A 17,514-nucleotide genomic window follows, 5' to 3' on the forward strand; every position below is an offset into this window, starting at 1 on the left:
GCCCGGCTCCGGCCGAGGACGCCGTCCACGCGGGCCGTCCGCGAGGAGACCGCCGCACGACTCCGCCACCGCGGAGCGCCGGCCACCCCGCTGGGGTGGACACCACGGACCGCCGCCCGCTCCCGCGCCGGGCGAGCCTCGCACGAAGCCCGCCCCCGCCCCCCGGCCTTCTGCACCTGAACCTCGGGCACCGCCCCGCCGCCTCCGGCCCCGGCCCGGCATCCGCACGCCCCGCCGACGGACCCCGCCGCCCGACCGCCCCGACGGCCGGACCGGCCGCCGTCCCCGTCCGTCCGAGTCCGTCCGCGTCCGCAGCGCCCCGCCATCTGCCGGTCACCCCCGCGTCGTCCCGTGTGCGCGGAAGGCTCACAGGACCCGCACCGTTCCCTCAAGATCCGGCTCTGTCTAGGCTGGGGCGCAGGCAGGACCGCGTACGGCAGGAGATCCCGCACATGGCAGACCGCAAGCCCATCGAGTCATGGCTCACCGACATGGACGGGGTGCTCATCCACGAGGGCGTCCCGATCCCCGGCGCCGACGCCTTCATCAAGAGGCTCCGCGAGTCCGGCAAGCCGTTCCTCGTGCTCACCAACAACTCGATCTACACCCCGCGCGATCTGCACGCCCGGCTGCGCCGCATGGGCCTGGAGGTGCCGGTCGAGGCCATCTGGACCTCGGCGCTGGCCACCGCCAAGTTCCTCGACGACCAGCGGCCCGGCGGCTCGGCGTACGTCATCGGCGAGGCCGGTCTCACCACCGCGCTGCACGACATCGGGTACATCCTCACCGACCACGACCCCGACTACGTGGTGCTCGGCGAGACCCGCACCTACTCCTTCGAGGCCATGACCAAGGCGGTGCGGCTGATCAACGGCGGCGCCCGGTTCATCTGCACCAACCCGGACGAGACCGGCCCCTCCACCGAGGGCCCGCTGCCCGCGACCGGCGCGGTGGCCGCGCTGATCACCAAGGCGACCGGCAAGCAGCCGTACTTCGCGGGCAAGCCCAACCCGCTGATGATGCGCACCGGGCTCAACGCCATCGGCGCGCACTCCGAGGCCAGCGCCATGATCGGCGACCGGATGGACACCGACGTGCTGGCCGGCATCGAGGCGGGCATGCAGACCTTCCTCGTGCTCACCGGGCTGACCCGCCCCGAGCAGGTCGAGGACTTCCCCTACCGCCCGTCCCACGTGGTCGACTCCATCGAGGACATCGTCGGCCTCGTCTGACCCCCCGGTCGCGGGCCCCGAAACCCGGGGGCCCGCGACCGCACCCGTTCGGCCCAGCGAAGCCCCCGCACCGGATGCGGCGGCCGGGCGACCGGGGCAGCCTCCAGATGACTGGAGGTACACGATGGGCTCGACGAAGGTCACTCTCTGTGCCGCGGCCGCGCTGGCCGCGCTGCTCACCACCCCCGCGCACGCCGCGGACGGGGTCTCCGTGACCCCCTCCTCCCCGGCACCCGGCGGCGACGTCACGCTCCGCGTGCCCGACTGCACCGAGCGGACGGCCGTCGCGGTGTCGGCGGCGTTCGAATCGGACGTACGGCTCACCCTGACCGCCCGGGACGGCGTGCTGACCGGCTCCAGCCGGGTCCGCACCTCGGTGTCGGCCGGTGTCTACGCCGTCCGCGTCACCTGCGGCGACCGCGCCCGCCAGGGCACCCTCACCGTCACCGAACCGCGGCACCGGCCGACCGGCCCCGCCGCGCCCGCCACCCCCGTCGCCCCCGTCGACGCGGGCGGCGGCGGCACCGCCGGGCTGGCCGCCGCGGGCGCCGGTGACGGTGCACGCGCCGACGGCCCCGGCACGCCCCACACCGTGACCGGCCTGGCCCTCGGCGGCCTCGCCGCGCTCGCCGTCGCCCTGCGCGGACTGCGCGGCCGCCGCCGCGGGACGCGCTGACCGTGCCCGGCCCCCGCCCCCCGGCGGCCCCCGCGCCGGACGGACCGGCCGCCGCCGCACCGGGCACCCCGGGAACCGCCCCGGCCCGCTCCGGCCGGGTGGTGACCGGTGTCGCCTGGGTGGTGCTGCTGCTCGGGCTCTGGCTGTGGGGCCGGGACGGCGCCGGGCTCCCCGGCGGCCCGTTCCGCCCCGCCACCGGCGACATGGCGGCGGCCGGACGGCCCCCCGGCGTCGCCCTGCCCCCGGCCCGCGCGCCGCTCGGCGACGCGGTGCCGCAGCGGCTGGAGATCCCCGGTCTCGACGTCCGGGCCCCCGTGATGGCGCGCGGCCTGAACACCGCGGGCGCCGTCGAACCCCCGCCGTTCGACCTGCCCGGCACCGTCGGCTGGTACTCCCCGGGCGTCACCCCGGGGGAGGCGGGCACCGCGCTGATGGTGGGCCACGTGGACACCGAGACCCGGCCCGCCGTCTTCTACCGGGTCTCCTCCTTGGAACCCGGTGACACGATCCGCGTGGTCCGCGGTGACGCCGGGGTCGCCGAGTTCACCGTCGACGACGTCCGCGTCCTGGACCGCGAGGGCTTCGACGCCCGCCAGGCGTACGGTCCCCGCGCCGAGGGCCGCGCCGAACTGCGGCTGATCACCTGCGGCGGCACCTACGACCGCACCGCCCGCGCCTACACCGCCAACGTCGTCGTCTCCGCCTACCTCACCGCCGCCGATCCCGCGCCGCCGCCCGGCAGGGGTGTATGAGATGTTTCAGTGTGGTGAAGGTGACGTTGGACAGCCAGTTGCGCCGCAGCGGGGACCAGATCTCTTCCACGCGTTAATATTTCGTGCGAGGAAGGAAAACAGTAGAGCATGAGATGTCCCAATGCCGAACCCACCGGAAACGGGTGGAATCGCGTATTCCTCCGCCACCCGGGAACCAAGTAATCTCCAGCCTCGGGCAATCAGCCAGCGATTCGGGGTACTCCACCTTTGCGGCCGACGTTGAAAGCGATACGATACACGTCGGGAAGATCAATTCGGTCGTCACGCCGACGACGCATCACACCGAGGGCAATCAACTCTTCAATGAGGCCCCCGGGGTCGTCTGGGTGCCGAGGGCCGGTGCGCACTAGGGTGTCCTCGTCCTGAGCTTGGTACCGCTCTGCTTCCTTGCGTAGAGTGTCGGTCAACCTGGCCTCTTCCCAAAGCTCCAGAACCGTCTCCTGATCGATGGGGACCTGTCGGCCAGCTAGGGGATCGACCGCCAAACGTACCCACGGCATGTCTTCGCCAACTTCTCGCACTCGGGTTTCCGAGGCGGTCTGGACGCCTCGGCGGATGCCTTCGTGGTGGATGGCGTACTCGTGGCCTGCATATTTGCCGCGAGTCTCCGAGACAGCCTTGCCCAGCGCGCTGAGGAAGCTACGTGGGCTCACTTGCTCGACTCCGTCCATGAGGTGGTTGGGTAGCCAGGTATATGTATTACCCTTGCGATAATTGGCACCCATATAAGGTCCGGCGATGAGCGCGAACTGCTCGGCTTGGTACTGCTCGTCACCGCTTAGTAGGGCAGGTGGGAGGTGGCGGTGTCCGTCGGCATCGGCACCCCAACCACCGGTTAGGTCACGGAACCGGTTGGAATATTCGCTGTTGTGATTTCCTAGATAATGGAAGAGCAGCCCGTACAAACTGGCGCGAGACCAGGAAAGACTGGCGGCGTTCGCTGTCAACTTTGATGCATCGGGGAAGTGAAGCAAGGCGCCGTCAAACATGTCAGGGCGAATGAATACTTTGAAACGAATGTTGCGGGTCCCGAGGCGCATAGCAAGGGCAAGTTCCAGAATACCGCTGACAAGACGGTCGGCCTGGGCGCGGACCCGGTGGAGGTGTTCCAGTGCGTCAAAGAGAATCAGATGAGTGGTGCCCTGCTCCTGCGCCTGCTGGTCGGCCTGCTGCACCGTACGTTCTGACGCGCCCGGGTTCGCGCGTACCCAGGCAACTCGGTCGCGCCATTCCACGAGCTCTCGTAGTTCAGGCTGGCCAAGTGTCGATAGCAGTACCGTGTACCAAATGTCGTAGGGCCGGATACTGGCCTCCGCGAGTTGACGCAGGACACTCGTGCCCGGATACAGGTCGGGTCTGACGGACGCGCCGTATCCGGCGGAGACGGTGAGCCGGCGCAACCGTTCGATCCCATACTCCTGCGCAGCGACTTGGCGCAGGGTGTCGTCGAGTAGGGAGCGGTACCAGAAGGTCTTACCGACGCCCCGCCCACCGCGTACGACAGTGCTGTCGACATAGAGGGCTGCGCGGTGGCTGTCTGGGGTAAACAAGGTGTGCAGGTCAGGCAAGAGGGTGTCAGCGTCGGTCGCCTCGGGCAGAGTGTCCGAGAGGAGATCGCGGTACTCCTCGGCCCCCAATGCGGTGGTCATCAGGTTCCTTCATTCTGCGGTTCGGCGGTGATCAAGCGGGCGGCGGTCTCAAGGAAGTCACGATACGCGGCCTGGACGAAGGCGCGGTCCTGCCAGCCCGGAGCATTGTCCGCGTCCAGACCAACCAGTCCCGGCTCGAACAGGATAGGAATCGGGTAATGGGGGGCCGAGTCGTCCTCCAGGGAAGGAGAAAAGGCCCCGGGGAAGAGCTCGCCAGTCGCTTCCAAGGGCGCGTCGTCGTCGTACAGCACGTTGAAACATTCCCAGGAGTGCTCGCGGAACGACTGCAGATACGCGCCCATGGGACGTTGCGGAGAGTCCGGAACCATGGACGCGACCATACGTAGCTTCTCACGGATGCGGCGAGCTTGACCGGAAGCGTTCCACGCCCTGAAGAGATCCCCATAGCCGGACCAGGTCTGCTTATTGTCAGTGCCGAACAACAGGGCGAGATCGCAGAGCCGAGAGATGGTGACGGCAGCGATGTCGTGGATCCCGGCCCGGCTGTCCAGCAGCACCACATCGGGGCGGCGGCCGCTCTCGCTGCCCTGCGCAACGGCTGTCTCACAGGCCCAGACGGCGGACTCCAAGCGATCGGCAAAGTCAGCACCTGGAATATCGGCGTACACACGATTGAGCTTGTCGACGTATGAGTAGGGCACGCTCGCCGATCCCTGGCCTCGTGCGGGTGCGACCCAGAGCTCGCCGCGTCCAGTGCGGGGAGCGTAGCCAGTGGGTGCTACCAGATCCAGGCTGACGGAATTATTGACGGCCGACTCGACAAGTTGATCAACGATACCGTGACAGGGTAGTTCTGCTCCTGCGCTGAGCAGTGGCCCAGCTCCGGGAGACTCGAGGTCGAGGTCGATGGCCAATACGATGTGCCCACGGTCTGTGAGATGACGGGCAAGGATGGCAGTGGCGGTGGTCCGCCCCACGCCGCCCTTGAAGCCGTAGAGGGCAGTGCGATGAGTGCGCGAGCCGTCCAATTCGAGAGCGGGCGTGGAGACCTGTGCCCAATCCTCCCCGACCACGGTATTGTCCAAGAGGCGAACGTCGCCGTGATCACCTCCTGGGCGATGCTCCGGATCCGGCTGACTCCTGGCGGAGTTCAGTAGGTCATCTGCCGAGAATAGAACGGAGGCGAGCGCGAGGGGCCGGTCCGTTGCGTACTGGCAGAGGTCGGCGGTAAGCCGCTCGCTCCAGATCTCTGTCTTGTCTGACTCGACCTGGTGCCCACGGTCGTCAACAACCAGAGTGAACCGCCCCAGAACGTCCCGTACGAGCAATACGTCCAAGCCCTCGGCGGCCACCTCATAGGCCACGGCGAGTGCGCGAGGGCGGGCCTCGTCGAAGAGGACGGGGTGAGGGAGCGGGGTCACAGCAGCCTTCCGGTGATGAGAGCCTGCTCATGCAGGGTGATGATTTCCTGTGCCACGGTACGCCGCCGAGTGACGTGAGCTTCGACAACTGTGGTGCCGTCAAGGTAGCGATCATCGACTGACCAGGAGTCGAAGGCGCCCAAATTGCCGAGCGCGGCGGACAGGTGAGCGGCAGATCTACCATGCGTCAGCAGGGCCAGGTCGGCTGCTACCCAGGGTAGGTGGCCATAGTCGTGCGCAGCTTTACCCGTGACTGGATCTGCGACCCAGGGGCGCGTGGCTGGGGGGCTGTTGGGCCTTCTGGGGTTCATGGTGGCTGCAGTGAAGCGTAGGACCATGCTCTTGAGGGCACACTCGACCGCGAAGCCGAAATGGTGATCGGCGTTGGGTAGACGGTTGTCGTCGTGAAGGTAGACAGCGTCGTCATAGTGGCGCACAGCGGCGTGGGCATAGTGATGCTCTGCTCGATTCCCCGACACGTAGAGATCATAGGGCGAGTCTCACCTGATTGGCCTTGTAAGTCTGTTCTTCCATCGCATGTAGCTCCCCGGGGAGGGGCGTCCCTCACAGGTCGTCAATGCTTTGCATGCTGGCCGTCGCCGTACGGTGGGCCAGCGAATGAATGGTATTAGGATTATTTACAGACATGTACTATATTTAGAATTTTTGCCCGTACTGCGAGTTGATAGCGGTGGCCGGAGGGGCAACTGCTCAAAGTGGTGTCTCTGCGCATGAACGCGGTGCTGCATCGGCCCGCAGCGGGATTCCGTGTCTCCATCGCGATTGTTCAGCGGTATGTCAATGAACCTTTTCCAACCTGCTGGTGGTGCTGTGCAGTTGGGGTGACAGCATGGCGAAGCCCCTGGTAGATGGGTTTTCGACCAAGAGAACCGTGTCCACCAGAGGCTTCACATGCTTGTCTACCCGTCCGGCGTGGACGTGTCCAGCTCCACCCTTCGCTTCCTCGCCGAGCGTCTGCGGCGGCATCGCCGTGCGATCAGCTCCCGCTGGCGACGGTTGAACGCCGGCCGCCAAGCCCTCCTCGCTCTGGCCCACCTGCGCATGGGGCACACCTACGCCCAGCTCGCGGCCGGGTTCGGCGTCGGGACCACGACGGCATACCGCTACGTCACCGAGGCCGTCGACATCCTGGCCGACCTCGCACCCACCCTGGCCGATGCCGTCCCCGCCGGGTCGACGAAGGCGTTCGTCCTCCTGGACGGCACCCTCCTACCGATCGACCGCATCGCCGCGGACCAGCCCTACTACTCCGGCAAACACAAGAAGCACGGCATGAACGTGCAGGTCCTCACCGATCCGTTCGGCCAGCTGCTGCGGGCCTCGCCGACCCTGCCCGGAGCTGTCCACGACATCCGCGCGGCCCGCGAACACGGCATCATCGACGCCCTCGCTCAGGCCGACGTCCCGTGCTGGGCCGACAAGGGCTACCGAGGCGCCGGCGGAACAGTCCGTATCCCGTACTGGGGGCGTTGGCATTCGCTTTCCGCCGGTCAGCAGGCCGTGAACCGGTCCTATGCCAAGATCCGCGCACTCGTCGAGCAGGCCATGGCCAGCCTCAAGAACTGGCGCCTCCTGCGCAAACTCCGATGCTCCACCACCCGGATCACCGCCCTCGTCAAAGCCGTACTCACCCTGCATCTGGCCAGCTCAGACCGATGATGGAAAAGGCTCAATGAGACCCGTGAAACCTGACTTCATAGACCTCCGGCTTGGGCGAGACCTCCGTCTGCCGAGAGAGAGGCTTCGTCATCGTCGACGCACGCTGGCCGTAGCGATGGCACCGCCGCCCGGCAGGGCCGCCTGAGACGGGCCCCGGGTCCCCGCGCCCGTGCGGCGCCCCGGCGCCCCCGGCCCCGGCGGCCCGCCGGAGCCGTATGCCAGGATTGGGCACTCGGGACGGCGTGCGGGGGACTGGATGAACGGCGGCAGGGGGCGGGGCACGGCGCCGGCGGGGCGGATGACCGCGGCGGTGCTCGGGGCGGCGCTGCTGCTCGCCGGGTGCTCGGCGTCCGGCGGCGTGGGCGCGGCGGACACGGGCATCACCCAGCGGCCCGAGGAGACCGCCCCCTACTGGGTCAACCCGGACAGCACCGCCGCCCAGCGGGTGGTGGAGCTGGAGAAGTCCGGCCGGGAGGAGGACGCCGGGCGGATACGCCGGATAGCGGAGCAGCCCACCGGCGAGTGGATCGGCCCGGAGAACCCCGAGGAGCAGGCCCGCGGCTTCACCGAGGCCGCCGAGCGGGCCGGGCGCACCGCGCTGCTCGTCCTCTACAACATCCCGCACCGCGACTGCGGCCAGTACTCGCGCGGCGGGGCCGCCGACGGCGACGCCTACCGCGCCTTCGTCGACGCCGTCGCCCGGGGCATCGGCGACCGCCCGGCCACCGTGGTCCTGGAACCGGACGCGGTGCTGCACCTGGTGGACGGCTGCACCCCCGAGGAGTACCACGGGGAGCGCTACGACCTGCTCAGGGGCGCCGTCACCACCCTGAAGACCCTCGGGAACACCAAGGTCTACCTGGACGCCGGGAACGCCGGCTGGGGCCACCCCGACCAGATCTTCGGGCCGCTGACCCGGGCGGGCGTCGGCCGCGCCGACGGCTTCGCGGTCAACGTCTCGAACTACTACGGCACGTCGGAGTCCATCGCCTACGGCAAGCGGCTCTCCGCCAAGGTCGGCGGCAAGCCCTTCGTCCTCGACACCAGCCGCAACGGCAACGGCCCCTACGGCGGGGGCGACCCCGCCGAGCGCTGGTGCAACCCGCCGGGCCGGGCCCTCGGCGAGGCGCCGACGGTCCGCACCGCCGACCCCCTGGTCGACGCCTATCTGTGGATCAAGCGGCCGGGCGAGTCGGACGGCGAGTGCAAGGGCGGCCCGAAGGCGGGCGAGTGGTGGCAGGAGTACGCCCTGGAACTGGCGAGGACCGGGGACACCGGCTGAACCGCCGGGCGGACGGCGGGAGGGGGCGCGGCCGGCCGGCCGCGCCCCCTCCCCGTGCTCCGCGCGCACGCCCTACGGCACGCGCACCCACTGCGCCTTGGACGGCGTCCCGTCGCCGTCGACGGCGAACAGCATGTACCAGCCCGACTGGACGAGGTTCTTGCCCCGGGGCACCGTCACGGTCAGCCGGTCGCCCTCGGCGGTGAAGTCCACCGCGATGGACCGCTGGTCGATGTCGGTCACATGGGTCGAGGCGCTCGGCCGGATCAGCCGCATCCTCTTGACCGTCGACGCCGCCCGCGAGGTGAACGTCGCGGTGCCGCCCCGCTCGACGGTCTGCGGACCGCCCGCGAGGTCGGGCCGCGTGTCCCGGTACAGGTACGGCGGGGTGTAGATCTCGACGCGCTGCTCGAACCGGCCCGGCTTGGTGTTGGCCTTGTCGGCGTAGAGCGGGTCCGAGCCGAAGAACATCACGCGTCCGTCGGGCAGCAGGATCGACCCGGCGTGGTAGTTGCGGCCCACCAGCGGGTCCGCGACCCGGTCGAAGGTGTTGCCGTCCGGGCGGTAGAGCCGGGCCTCCAGGATGTCGGAGGCGCCGCGGCCCCGGTAGTCCCCGGAGCCGCCGGAGACGAGGACGCTGTCGTCGGGCAGGATCGACGCCTGCGGGTACCGGGTGCCCTTCGCGAGCGAGGGGCCGTCCTCGAACCGGGGCTCGTCGGCCCGCAGGTCGACGATGCGGGTCTTCTCGCTGGCGAGCGGGGACTCGCCGACCCCGCCGCCGCCGATCACCATGTACCGCTCGTCCTGCGCGGGCGGCAGCAGCACCGTGCCGGACGTCTCCAGCATGTCGGGGTCGCTCAGCCCGGGGACCTCGGTGAACCGGTTGGACTCCACGTCCCACACGCCCGGGTCGCGGCCGACGTCGTCCGGGCCGTACCCGGCGTTGGATCCCGAGTAGAAGACCTTGCCGTTCCGCATCAGGAACAGCGCCGGGTAGGTCGGGAACTGGCGGACCGTGTCGGTGTAGGTCCACTTCCCGGTCCCGGGGTCGAAGACCTCGTTCTTGCCCGGGACGAGCTGGCCGATGTCGTCGAGGCCGGAGACGCTGAGCACCTTGCCGTCGCTCAGGGTGGTGAGCGTCGGGTACCAGCGGGCCTCGTTCATCGGGTCGACCTTGATGTACTTCTCGGCGACCGGGTCGAACTCGAAGGCGTCCCGGATGCCCTGGAAGTCCTTCTTGTCGAGGGCGAGCTTCTGCGCGATGCCGTAGGTGTTGCGGGCGTCGGCGCCGGCGAGGCCCTCGATGCGGTAGTTGTCCTCGGTGCCCGTCTCGTGCTCGGAGCCGCTCTCCTGCGCCTCGACGTAGATCCGGCCGTAGCCGGGGTCGTTGCGCAGGAACGCGCCGGTGCCCTTGTCGAAGACCTTCTCGGCGCGCGGCACCAGCACCGGGTCCTTGGAGACGAAGGTCTTGCCGTTCTCCTTGCCGGTGAACCTGGTGCCCGCGGGCAGGGTCATCGGCTTGTCCGGGTTCTCGTTGTGGACGATCATCAGGCCGCCGGCCTTGGTGACGTCGCCCTTGAGCTTCTCGTACCGCTTGGTGCCGCCCGCGATCAGCAGGTTGCCGTTGGCGAGCTGGGTGTGGCCGGTGCAGAACAGGTCACTGGGCGTCGGCACCTTCTTGATGGTCCCGTTGGCGGGGTCCCAGATCCGGGTGTCGTACCTCTTGCGGTCGAAGTTGTCCTGGTTGTTGCCCGACCCGGCGACGAGCAGCACCTTTCCGGTGCGCAGCAGCGCCGCGTGGATGGTGTTCTGCCGGTACTGCTCGGGGAACTCGACGATCTCCCACTTGCCGTTGGCGGCCTTGTACTCCGGCTTGTTGATCTTGTACTGGTGGTATTGCGCGGTTCCGAAACGGTAGAGCCACGGCCCGTTCATCCCGGCCAGCGCGACTACCACCGCCGTGCCTATCGCGAAGCGACGGGCCCGGCGGCGGCCGGCACGGTCCTTCATTCCTTACGTCCCCCAAGTCCACCCAGGGCGATTTGCATGGTCTCGTCGTCCCCGCCGGCCGGTCCGGGCCGGGGGGACCGCGGTCGCGGCGCGTACGTCTCCGCGGACGCCGTGTCCGGCCGTTCGGCGCGCGGCTCCGCGGGAGCCGCCGCGGAGGGCTTCTTCCTCGCCTCCCGCAGGGAGTGCCGCCAGGCGAACATCGGGGAGGCGGTGATCAGCAGCGCGAAGGCGGCCCAGACGATCATCGCGGGATGGGCGTGGCCGAGGACGAGGCCGGCGGTGATGGACCCGCCGAAGACCGCGATGAAGTACCAGTGGTAGCGGAAGGTGCCGAACAGGGTGTCCGGGCTCGCGGAGTCGCCCTTGGGCGTCACCACGAACTTGCTCTTGCGGCGCAGCACGGCGTCGATCAGGGCCTTGGCGTACAGCGGCGCGGAGAGCGCGGACATGACCATGCCGGCCACGCCGCCGGAGCCCTCCGGCTCGTGCGGGGAGACGTTGTGCCGCCGGTTCCAGACGTACAGGCCGATCTGGAGGGCGGAGGCGTTGCCGTAGAGCATCAGCCAGACCACCGGGTCGATGTTGACGCCCGAGGCTCCCGCGCCCAGGAACAGGGCGCAGCTCACCGCGGCGAGCAGCCAGTTCAGCGCCGACATCGGATAGAAGATGATCATCATCGTGTAGTTGAAGAGCTTGCTCGGCGGAAGCGAGTACCAGCCCTTCCAGTACTGCTTGAGGATCGTCTCGTACGTCCCCCGCGACCAGCGCATCTGCTGGGTGAAGAAGTCCGTCCAGGCGTTGGGCCCCTCGCCGACGGCGAGCACGTCCGGGGTGTAGACCGAGCGCCATCTGCGGCCGGTGGCCGGGTTCTTGTGGCGGTGCATCTCGAACCCGGTGGCCATGTCCTCGGTGATCGAGTCGTACAGGCCGCCGATCTGCTTGAGCGCGGTGATGCGCACCGCGTTGGAGGTGCCGACGAACATCGGGGCGCCGTAGCGGTTGCCCGCCCGCTGGATGAGGGCGTGGAAGAGGAACTGCTGGGACTCGGCGGCCTTGGTGATCGGGTTGTCGTAGTTGCCGTACACCTGGGGGCCGATGACGAAGCCGACGTCCGGGTCGCGGAAGAAGCCGAGCATCCGCTCCAGGTAGTTGGGCAGCGGCACGTGGTCGGTGTCGACGGAGGCGAAGAAGTCGTACGCGTCGCCGTGCGCGTCCAGCCAGGCGTTGTAGTTGCCGTGCTTGGTCCGGGCGCGGTGCGGGCCGCTCGGCCGGTTCCACCGGGCGACGCCCTTGCGGGAGAAGTGGTGCACGCCCAGCCGGGCGCAGACCTCCTTGACCGCGGGGTCGTCGCCCTCGTCGAGCAGCCAGACGTGCATCGTGCCCCGGTGGCGGATGCGCACGGCCGCCTCCAGGGTCCGGGTGACCATCTCCAGCGGCTCCTTGCCGGGCACGAAGGAGGTGAGGAAGGCGACGCGGGTGCCGGTCTCGGGCACCACCGGGACCGGGTCGCGGGCGACCAGGGTGGCGTGCGCGTTGGAGAGCACGTTGAGGCAGCGGAACAGCTCGATCAGGCCGATGGAGACGAGCATCACGATGTCGAGGGCGGGCAGCCAGGCGAAGTCCGGGTAGTCGCGCTCGGTCCAGTGCCGGGGCTGGAGCAGCCAGACCAGCAGCACCACCGACAGCAGGGGGGCCGCGACCAGCATCAGGGCGACGCGGAGGCGGTGCGGCTCCTGGGAGAGCAGCGAGCGGTAGCGCACCCGGTACGGCCGGTTCGGATCGGGCTGGGTGAGAGGTCCCGCGAGCCGGCTGTAGTGCTCGTAGTCGTACTTGGGCAGTGTCTTCTTTATTCGCCGGAAGGAACCCGTGTTCCCGCTCCGGGGCGACACCACCCTGAGCCGGGTGGTGTGGGACGGGTCGGTCCGGTCGTCTCCGGCGCCCGACGGCGTCGAGGTCATGAGTCATCCCCCCACACGCGGTCCGCGCGTGATTCGTCGCTTGCTCCGTGCGCGCTTGCCTCGACTGGCCGGGCCCCCTCAGCCGCCGCAGTCGCCTCAGTGGTGCACTGCCGTCACCACGGCATCCACACTTTATCCAGACCCGGAACAGGGCCGACCGGTTGCAGTGGCATGCCTCGCATGGCGCGTTCCCGCCCCCCGGCCCGGGTCCGGCTCCCCCCGAACGACACAGGGTTCTACGGCCGCGGTCATGATCGCAAGGCGCCCGTCGGCCCCGCATGCCGAAGGCCCCTCGTGGTCGCGAGGGGCCTTCGGTTGTCGTGCGCCGCCAGGGACTCGAACCCCGGACCCGCTGATTAAGAGTCAGCTGCTCTAACCAACTGAGCTAGCGGCGCCTGCTGACCCGGACAACCCTACCCGACGCTGGGGGGTGCTCCGGACCGCCGCCCCGGCCGCCTCCCCCGGACGGCACCCGCCGTACATCGTTCGGACCGTCAACATGCGCGCGAGGAGAGCAGTTGAGAAACTGCCCGGGTGAGTGGCCGCGATGCTTTTCACGCGGACTTTTCCGGCGGGAGCGAGGGGAATCGCATGGAGAATCCGGCATTCGGGAAGCCGGTGTCCGGAGTTCCGGTGTTCGAGGAATTCGAACCGGCGGGTGACTGCGCCTGCCGGGGCTGCCGGGCCCTTCCGGGGGCCCCGGCCGCCCGCGTCCCCGCCCGCGTCCCCGGCCGCCCCGCGGCCCGCCCGGCGCTGGTCGTGGCCGCCGCGACGACCGCCGGGGCGATCCTCGGCGCTGTCCCGGCGGCGGCGGTCCCGGCCGCCGGGGCGCCCGTCCCGCCCGGTGTCCCCGCGCCCGGGGAAGGGGCCACCCGGCAGGGGCCGCAGGGCCCGCTGTTCGGGACGGCGGGGCTCCCGGTGGTGCAGAGCACGAGCGCCGCGCTGCCCGCCACCACCCGCGCCGAGATCATCGTCCGGGCCGAGAAATGGGTCACCGCGAAAGTCCCCTACAGCACCACGGCGCACTGGTCCGACGGTTACCGGCAGGATTGCTCGGGCTATGTCTCGATGGCCTGGAACCTGCCCGCGAACGAATGGACGGGAAGCCTCGCGACATTCGCGGACCGCATTTCCCGGGACGAACTCCAGCCCGGCGACATCCTTCTCTTCCACAATGCGGCCGACCCGCAGAACGGCTCCCACGTGGTGATCTTCGGAGGCTGGACCGACGGCGCCCGCACCCACTACACCGGCTACGAGCAGACCCCGCCGAGCACCCGCCGGCAGACCACGCCGTACGCCTACTGGAGCAATTCGGCGCAGTACGTCCCCTACCGCTACAAGGGCGTCGAGCCCGCCACCACCGGCGGCGCCCCGTCCCGCGCCGCCTACCCGGGGGCCTCGGCCTTCGGGCCCGGCGCCGTCGACGCGCACGTCACCGAGCCGGGCCGGATGCTCGCCGCCCGCGGTGGCAGCGGCTACCACACCTCTGGGCCGGGCCCCGGCCGGACGGCGGCGGACCGCGCGGCGACCGGGGCCTTCCAGCGGGCCCAGGACCGGCGCGGCGCGGACGCCGACGGGCTCCCCGGCCCCGCCGCCCGGCGGCTGCCGGTGACGGGCGGCGGCCGGGACGCCACCGCCCCCGCCGCACCGCCCGGTTACCCGGGCCGGGACCTCTTCCGCCCCGGCGCCGTCGGCGACCACATCACCCGGCTCGGGCGGCGACTGGTGGAGAAGGGATACGGCAGGCACTACACGATCGGGCCGGGACCGCGCTGGAGCGAGGCGGACCGACGCAACGTCGAGGCGTTCCAGCGCGCCCAGGGCTGGCGCGGCGGCGCGGCGGACGGCCATCCCGGTCCGGAGACCTGGCGGCGGCTGTTCTCCTGACCGCCCGCCCGTTGATCACCCGTCCATCACGCGTCTGGCGCGGAGGCTGGAGCACGTATGAGCACGACCCCGTCATCGATCCCCCCACCCGTCCCCACGACCGCCCCCGACCCCGTGACCACCCCTGTCCCCCCGCCCGCCCCCGCGGCCACCCCCGTTCCCTCGCCCGCCGCCGGGCCGTCCGCCACGGCCGCGGCGGACGGCCCGGGTGGCGCCTCCGTCCCCGGGCCCGGCGCGCTCCTCGCGGACGGGGCCGCCGCCCGGCCCGTCCGGCTGATCCACAACGAGGCCACCACCGAGATCCCCGTGCACCTCCTCTTCCGTGACGACCCCGTCCCCGCCCCGGTGCCGCTGCGCCCGGCGGTCGTCGGCCGCCGCCTGGGCACGGGGGAGCATCCCCGGCTGCGCCGTCCCGCCGCCCCGCCGCCCCGCCCGGCGGCGACGGTCGCCCCCGGCCCGGCGGAGCATCCGGCGCGGGTGCTGCCCGGCGCGGCCGGGGTGGCCGCCGGGATCTGCGGGGCGGCGGGCTGCGCGGTCACCTCCTGGTGGGCGGGGGTGCTGCCGACGCCGGTGGTGTCCGCCTCCGGTCTGTCCGCGTTCGCGGGGGCGGGGCTCGGCCCGGCCCAGTGGGCGGCGTACGCGGCGGCCGGGGCGCTGGGGCTGTTCGGCTTCGGCGGGCTGGCCCGCGGGCGCACCGGGCGGGCCTGGGTGCTCGGCCTGTTCGGCCGCTACCGGGGCACGGTGCGCCGCACCGGCCTGCTCTGGGTCAACCCGCTGCTCCTGCGCCGCCGGGTCGACGTGCGGCTGCGGCACTGGCGAGGCGGGCCGGTGCCCGCGGCGGACGGCGACGGGGTGGCGCTGCGCGTGGTGACGCTGGTGGTGTGGCGGGTGCGGGACACCGCGCGGGCCGTGCTGGGGGTCGACGACCACGAGGCGTATCTGGGGGAGTGCGTCGAGGCGGCCCTGGCCCGGGTCCCGGTGGACCCGCCGGGCGCGGCGCGCGGCACGGCGGACGCGGTCGGCGAGGCGCTGACCCGGCTGGTGGCGGCGGACGCGGCGGCGGTCGGCCTGGAGGTGTTCTCGGTGCGGCCGGTGCGGGTGGAGTACGCCCCGGAGGTGGCCGCCGTGATGCACCGGCGCCGGATCGCCGAGCTGGACGCGGCCCGGCGGGCCCGCGCGCTGTCCTCGGTGGTGGACTCGGTGGAGGACACGGTGACCCGGCTGACGGTGCGGGGGCTGGTCGAGCTGGACGACTACGAGCGGAAGGCGCTGGTGAAGGACCTCACGGTGGCGCTCTGCGCGGGCCGCGCCGAGCCGGGGACGTGAGCGGAGCCGCTCCCCGGGCGGAGCCGCTCCCCGGGCGGAGCCGCGCCCTGGGCGACTCCGTTCCGCGGGGCGGAGCCGTGCCTGGGCGGAGCCACGCCCTGGGCGGACCGTTTCCCTGAGCGGAGTTGCCCCCTGAGCGGACCTGCTACCGGGGCCGGGGCCGGGGCCGGGGCCGAGGTCGTTCCCGGGGCCGGGGTGGCGGGGCCCGACCGCCCGGCGTTCCGGGGCGGCCCGGGCTTCCGGCGCCTCGGGCCCGGACCGGGCATGGGTCTCCGGGCCCCGGCCCCTGGGCGACTCCGTTCCGCGGGGCGTGGCCGCTCCCCGGGCGGAGCCGCGCCCTGGGCGACCCCGTTCCACGAGGCGGAGCCGTCGGAGTCGCCCCCTGAGCGGACCTGGTCCCGGGGCCGGGGCCGAGGTCGTTCCCGGGGCCGGGGTGGCGGGGCCCGACCGCCCGGCGTTCCGGGGCGGCCCCGGCTCCCGGCCCCTCGGGCCCGGCTCGGGCGTTGGTCTCCGGGTCCCCCGGAGGGGCTGCCCGCCGCTCCCCCCGGGGGACCCGGCGCGCGGCCTCCCGGACGGTGGGTTTCGGTTTCCCCGCCCCCGGGCGAAGCGCGGCTCCCCGGTCCTCCGGCCGCCCGGCCTCCCCGGCGAGGCGGCTCCGGACCGCCGGGCGAGGCGGCTCCGGCGCGGCTCCGGACGGCTCGCGAGCAGGCTCCGGACGCCCCCGGAACACCGGGGTGGGGCCCGCCGGGCACCCCCGGACCGTTTCCCTTTTTTGGTATGGACATGTTCAACTCACGCCCATAACCTGAGTCTTGGTCTAGACCAGCATGCAACGCCTCACTGCACTTCCCCCACGTCACAGGAGCAGCAGTATGCGCACAAGGACCAAGATGTACGCCGCCGCGGTGGGCATGGCCACCACCGGGGCCCTCCTCCTCTCCTCCGGCGGTGCCACCGGTCACGGCTACACCGACTCGCCCATCAGCCGCCAGAAGCTCTGCCAGAACGGCACCGTCACCGGCTGCGGCGGAATCCAGTGGGAGCCGCAGAGCGTCGAGGGCCCCAAGGGGTTCCCGGCCGCCGGACCGGCCGACGGCCGGATCTGCTCCGCGGGCCGCGGCGGGTTCGCCCCGCTCGACAGCCCCAAGCGGCCCAACGGCCAGGACTGGCCCACCACCCAGGTGAACGGCGGCCAGAGCTACTCCTTCCGCTGGCAGTTCACCGCGCGGCACGCCACGACGGACTTCAAGTACTACGTCACCAAGCCGGGCTGGAACCAGGACCACAACCTGTCCCGCTCCGACCTCAACCTCACCCCGTTCTTCACCGTGCCCTACGGCGGCAAGCAGCCCCCGGCCACCCTCTCCCACAGCGGCACCCTGCCGACCGGGCTGAGCGGGCACCACGTGATCCTCGCGGTGTGGACGATCGCGGACACGGGCAACGCGTTCTACGCCTGCTCGGACGTGAAGTTCTGAGCGACGAACGAGGGCCCCTCGCGTGTGCGAGGGGCCCTCATCTGTGCGCCGCCAGGGACTCGAACCCCGGACCCGCTGATTAAGAGTCAGCTGCTCTAACCAACTGAGCTAGCGGCGCATGACTCCCGCCGTCCGCTTCCCGCGTTCGGCGACAGGAAAAATACTACCCGCTCCCGGG

13 protein-coding genes and 2 tRNA genes are annotated in these 17,514 nt (G+C 71.1%); 8 read left to right on the plus strand and 7 right to left on the minus strand.

The genetic code is table 11. The annotated features are described in order from the left end of the window. Window positions 1–452 precede the first annotated feature (452 nt). From GTY84_RS09970 to GTY84_RS09980, 3 genes are all read left to right on the plus strand, one after another. Window positions 453–1,232 carry an HAD-IIA family hydrolase gene (locus GTY84_RS09970; protein ID WP_161225792.1) on the plus strand — a complete coding sequence of 260 codons (780 nt, stop codon included), beginning with the start codon at window positions 453–455 and terminating at the stop codon, window positions 1,230–1,232. 124 nt (window positions 1,233–1,356) lie between these two features. Further along, on the plus strand, window positions 1,357–1,908 hold the full coding sequence (locus GTY84_RS09975; protein WP_161225793.1) for a hypothetical protein: 552 nt from the start codon (window positions 1,357–1,359) through the stop codon (window positions 1,906–1,908). Between the two features lie 98 nt (window positions 1,909–2,006). Then, on the plus strand, window positions 2,007–2,660 hold the full coding sequence (locus tag GTY84_RS09980; RefSeq protein ID WP_345943395.1) for a class F sortase: 654 nt from the start codon (window positions 2,007–2,009) through the stop codon (window positions 2,658–2,660). Between the two features lie 200 nt (window positions 2,661–2,860). Here GTY84_RS09980 and GTY84_RS09985 read toward each other — a convergent pair whose 3' ends face one another. From GTY84_RS09985 to GTY84_RS09995, 3 genes are read right to left on the minus strand one after another with little or no spacing between them, the layout of a single operon-like run. After that, entirely contained in the window at window positions 2,861–4,330 is a 1,470-nt protein-coding gene (locus tag GTY84_RS09985; protein ID WP_161225795.1) for a hypothetical protein, read from the minus strand. Beyond that, the gene (locus GTY84_RS09990) at window positions 4,330–5,655 is read right to left on the minus strand and encodes a ParA family protein (RefSeq protein ID WP_345943384.1); all 1,326 of its coding nucleotides are present in this window, start codon (window positions 5,653–5,655) and stop codon (window positions 4,330–4,332) included. The genes GTY84_RS09985 and GTY84_RS09990 overlap by 1 nt, the downstream gene beginning before the upstream one ends. 53 nt (window positions 5,656–5,708) lie before the next feature. Beyond that, entirely contained in the window at window positions 5,709–6,191 is a 483-nt protein-coding gene (locus tag GTY84_RS09995) for a hypothetical protein (protein ID WP_161225797.1), read from the minus strand. A 433-nt stretch (window positions 6,192–6,624) separates the two neighbouring features. On the opposite strand from GTY84_RS09995, the gene GTY84_RS10000 reads away from it, so the two are divergent. Both GTY84_RS10000 and GTY84_RS10005 read left to right on the plus strand, forming a co-directional pair. Then, window positions 6,625–7,392, plus strand: a complete 768-nt coding sequence (locus GTY84_RS10000; RefSeq protein WP_161225798.1) for a transposase family protein — start codon at window positions 6,625–6,627, stop codon at window positions 7,390–7,392. 256 nt (window positions 7,393–7,648) lie between these two features. Further along, the gene (locus GTY84_RS10005) at window positions 7,649–8,674 is read left to right on the plus strand and encodes a glycoside hydrolase family 6 protein (protein WP_161225799.1); all 1,026 of its coding nucleotides are present in this window, start codon (window positions 7,649–7,651) and stop codon (window positions 8,672–8,674) included. A gap of 72 nt (window positions 8,675–8,746) precedes the next feature. Here GTY84_RS10005 and GTY84_RS10010 read toward each other — a convergent pair whose 3' ends face one another. From GTY84_RS10010 to GTY84_RS10020, 3 genes are all read right to left on the minus strand, one after another. Continuing rightward, entirely contained in the window at window positions 8,747–10,684 is a 1,938-nt protein-coding gene (locus GTY84_RS10010; RefSeq protein ID WP_161225800.1) for a kelch motif-containing protein, read from the minus strand. Next, on the minus strand, window positions 10,681–12,642 hold the full coding sequence (locus GTY84_RS10015; RefSeq protein ID WP_161225801.1) for a cellulose synthase catalytic subunit: 1,962 nt from the start codon (window positions 12,640–12,642) through the stop codon (window positions 10,681–10,683). The genes GTY84_RS10010 and GTY84_RS10015 overlap by 4 nt, the downstream gene beginning before the upstream one ends. Window positions 12,643–12,963: 321 nt before the next feature. Then, a tRNA-Lys gene (locus tag GTY84_RS10020) sits at window positions 12,964–13,037 on the minus strand. Window positions 13,038–13,233: 196 nt separating this feature from the next. Here GTY84_RS10020 and GTY84_RS10025 point away from each other — a divergent pair. The 3 genes from GTY84_RS10025 (at window position 13,234) to GTY84_RS10040 (ending at window position 17,336) form a co-directional block, all read left to right on the plus strand. Beyond that, a complete protein-coding gene (locus GTY84_RS10025) occupies window positions 13,234–14,532 on the plus strand; it encodes a peptidoglycan-binding protein (protein ID WP_161225802.1) in 1,299 nt (432 codons plus the stop codon). A gap of 57 nt (window positions 14,533–14,589) precedes the next feature. Next, entirely contained in the window at window positions 14,590–15,858 is a 1,269-nt protein-coding gene (locus GTY84_RS10035) for an SPFH domain-containing protein (RefSeq protein WP_237532159.1), read from the plus strand. An 872-nt stretch (window positions 15,859–16,730) separates the two neighbouring features. Beyond that, window positions 16,731–17,336 (plus strand): lytic polysaccharide monooxygenase, encoded by a 606-nt coding sequence (locus GTY84_RS10040; RefSeq protein ID WP_161225803.1) that lies wholly within the window; start codon window positions 16,731–16,733, stop codon window positions 17,334–17,336. Between the two features lie 44 nt (window positions 17,337–17,380). Here the strand turns inward: GTY84_RS10040 and GTY84_RS10045 are convergent. Next, window positions 17,381–17,454 (minus strand) — tRNA-Lys (locus tag GTY84_RS10045). Window positions 17,455–17,514: the final 60 nt, after the last annotated feature.

Source organism: Streptomyces sp. SID8352 (genome assembly GCF_009862265.1).
In the GTDB taxonomy this organism is placed as follows: domain Bacteria; phylum Actinomycetota; class Actinomycetes; order Streptomycetales; family Streptomycetaceae; genus Streptomyces.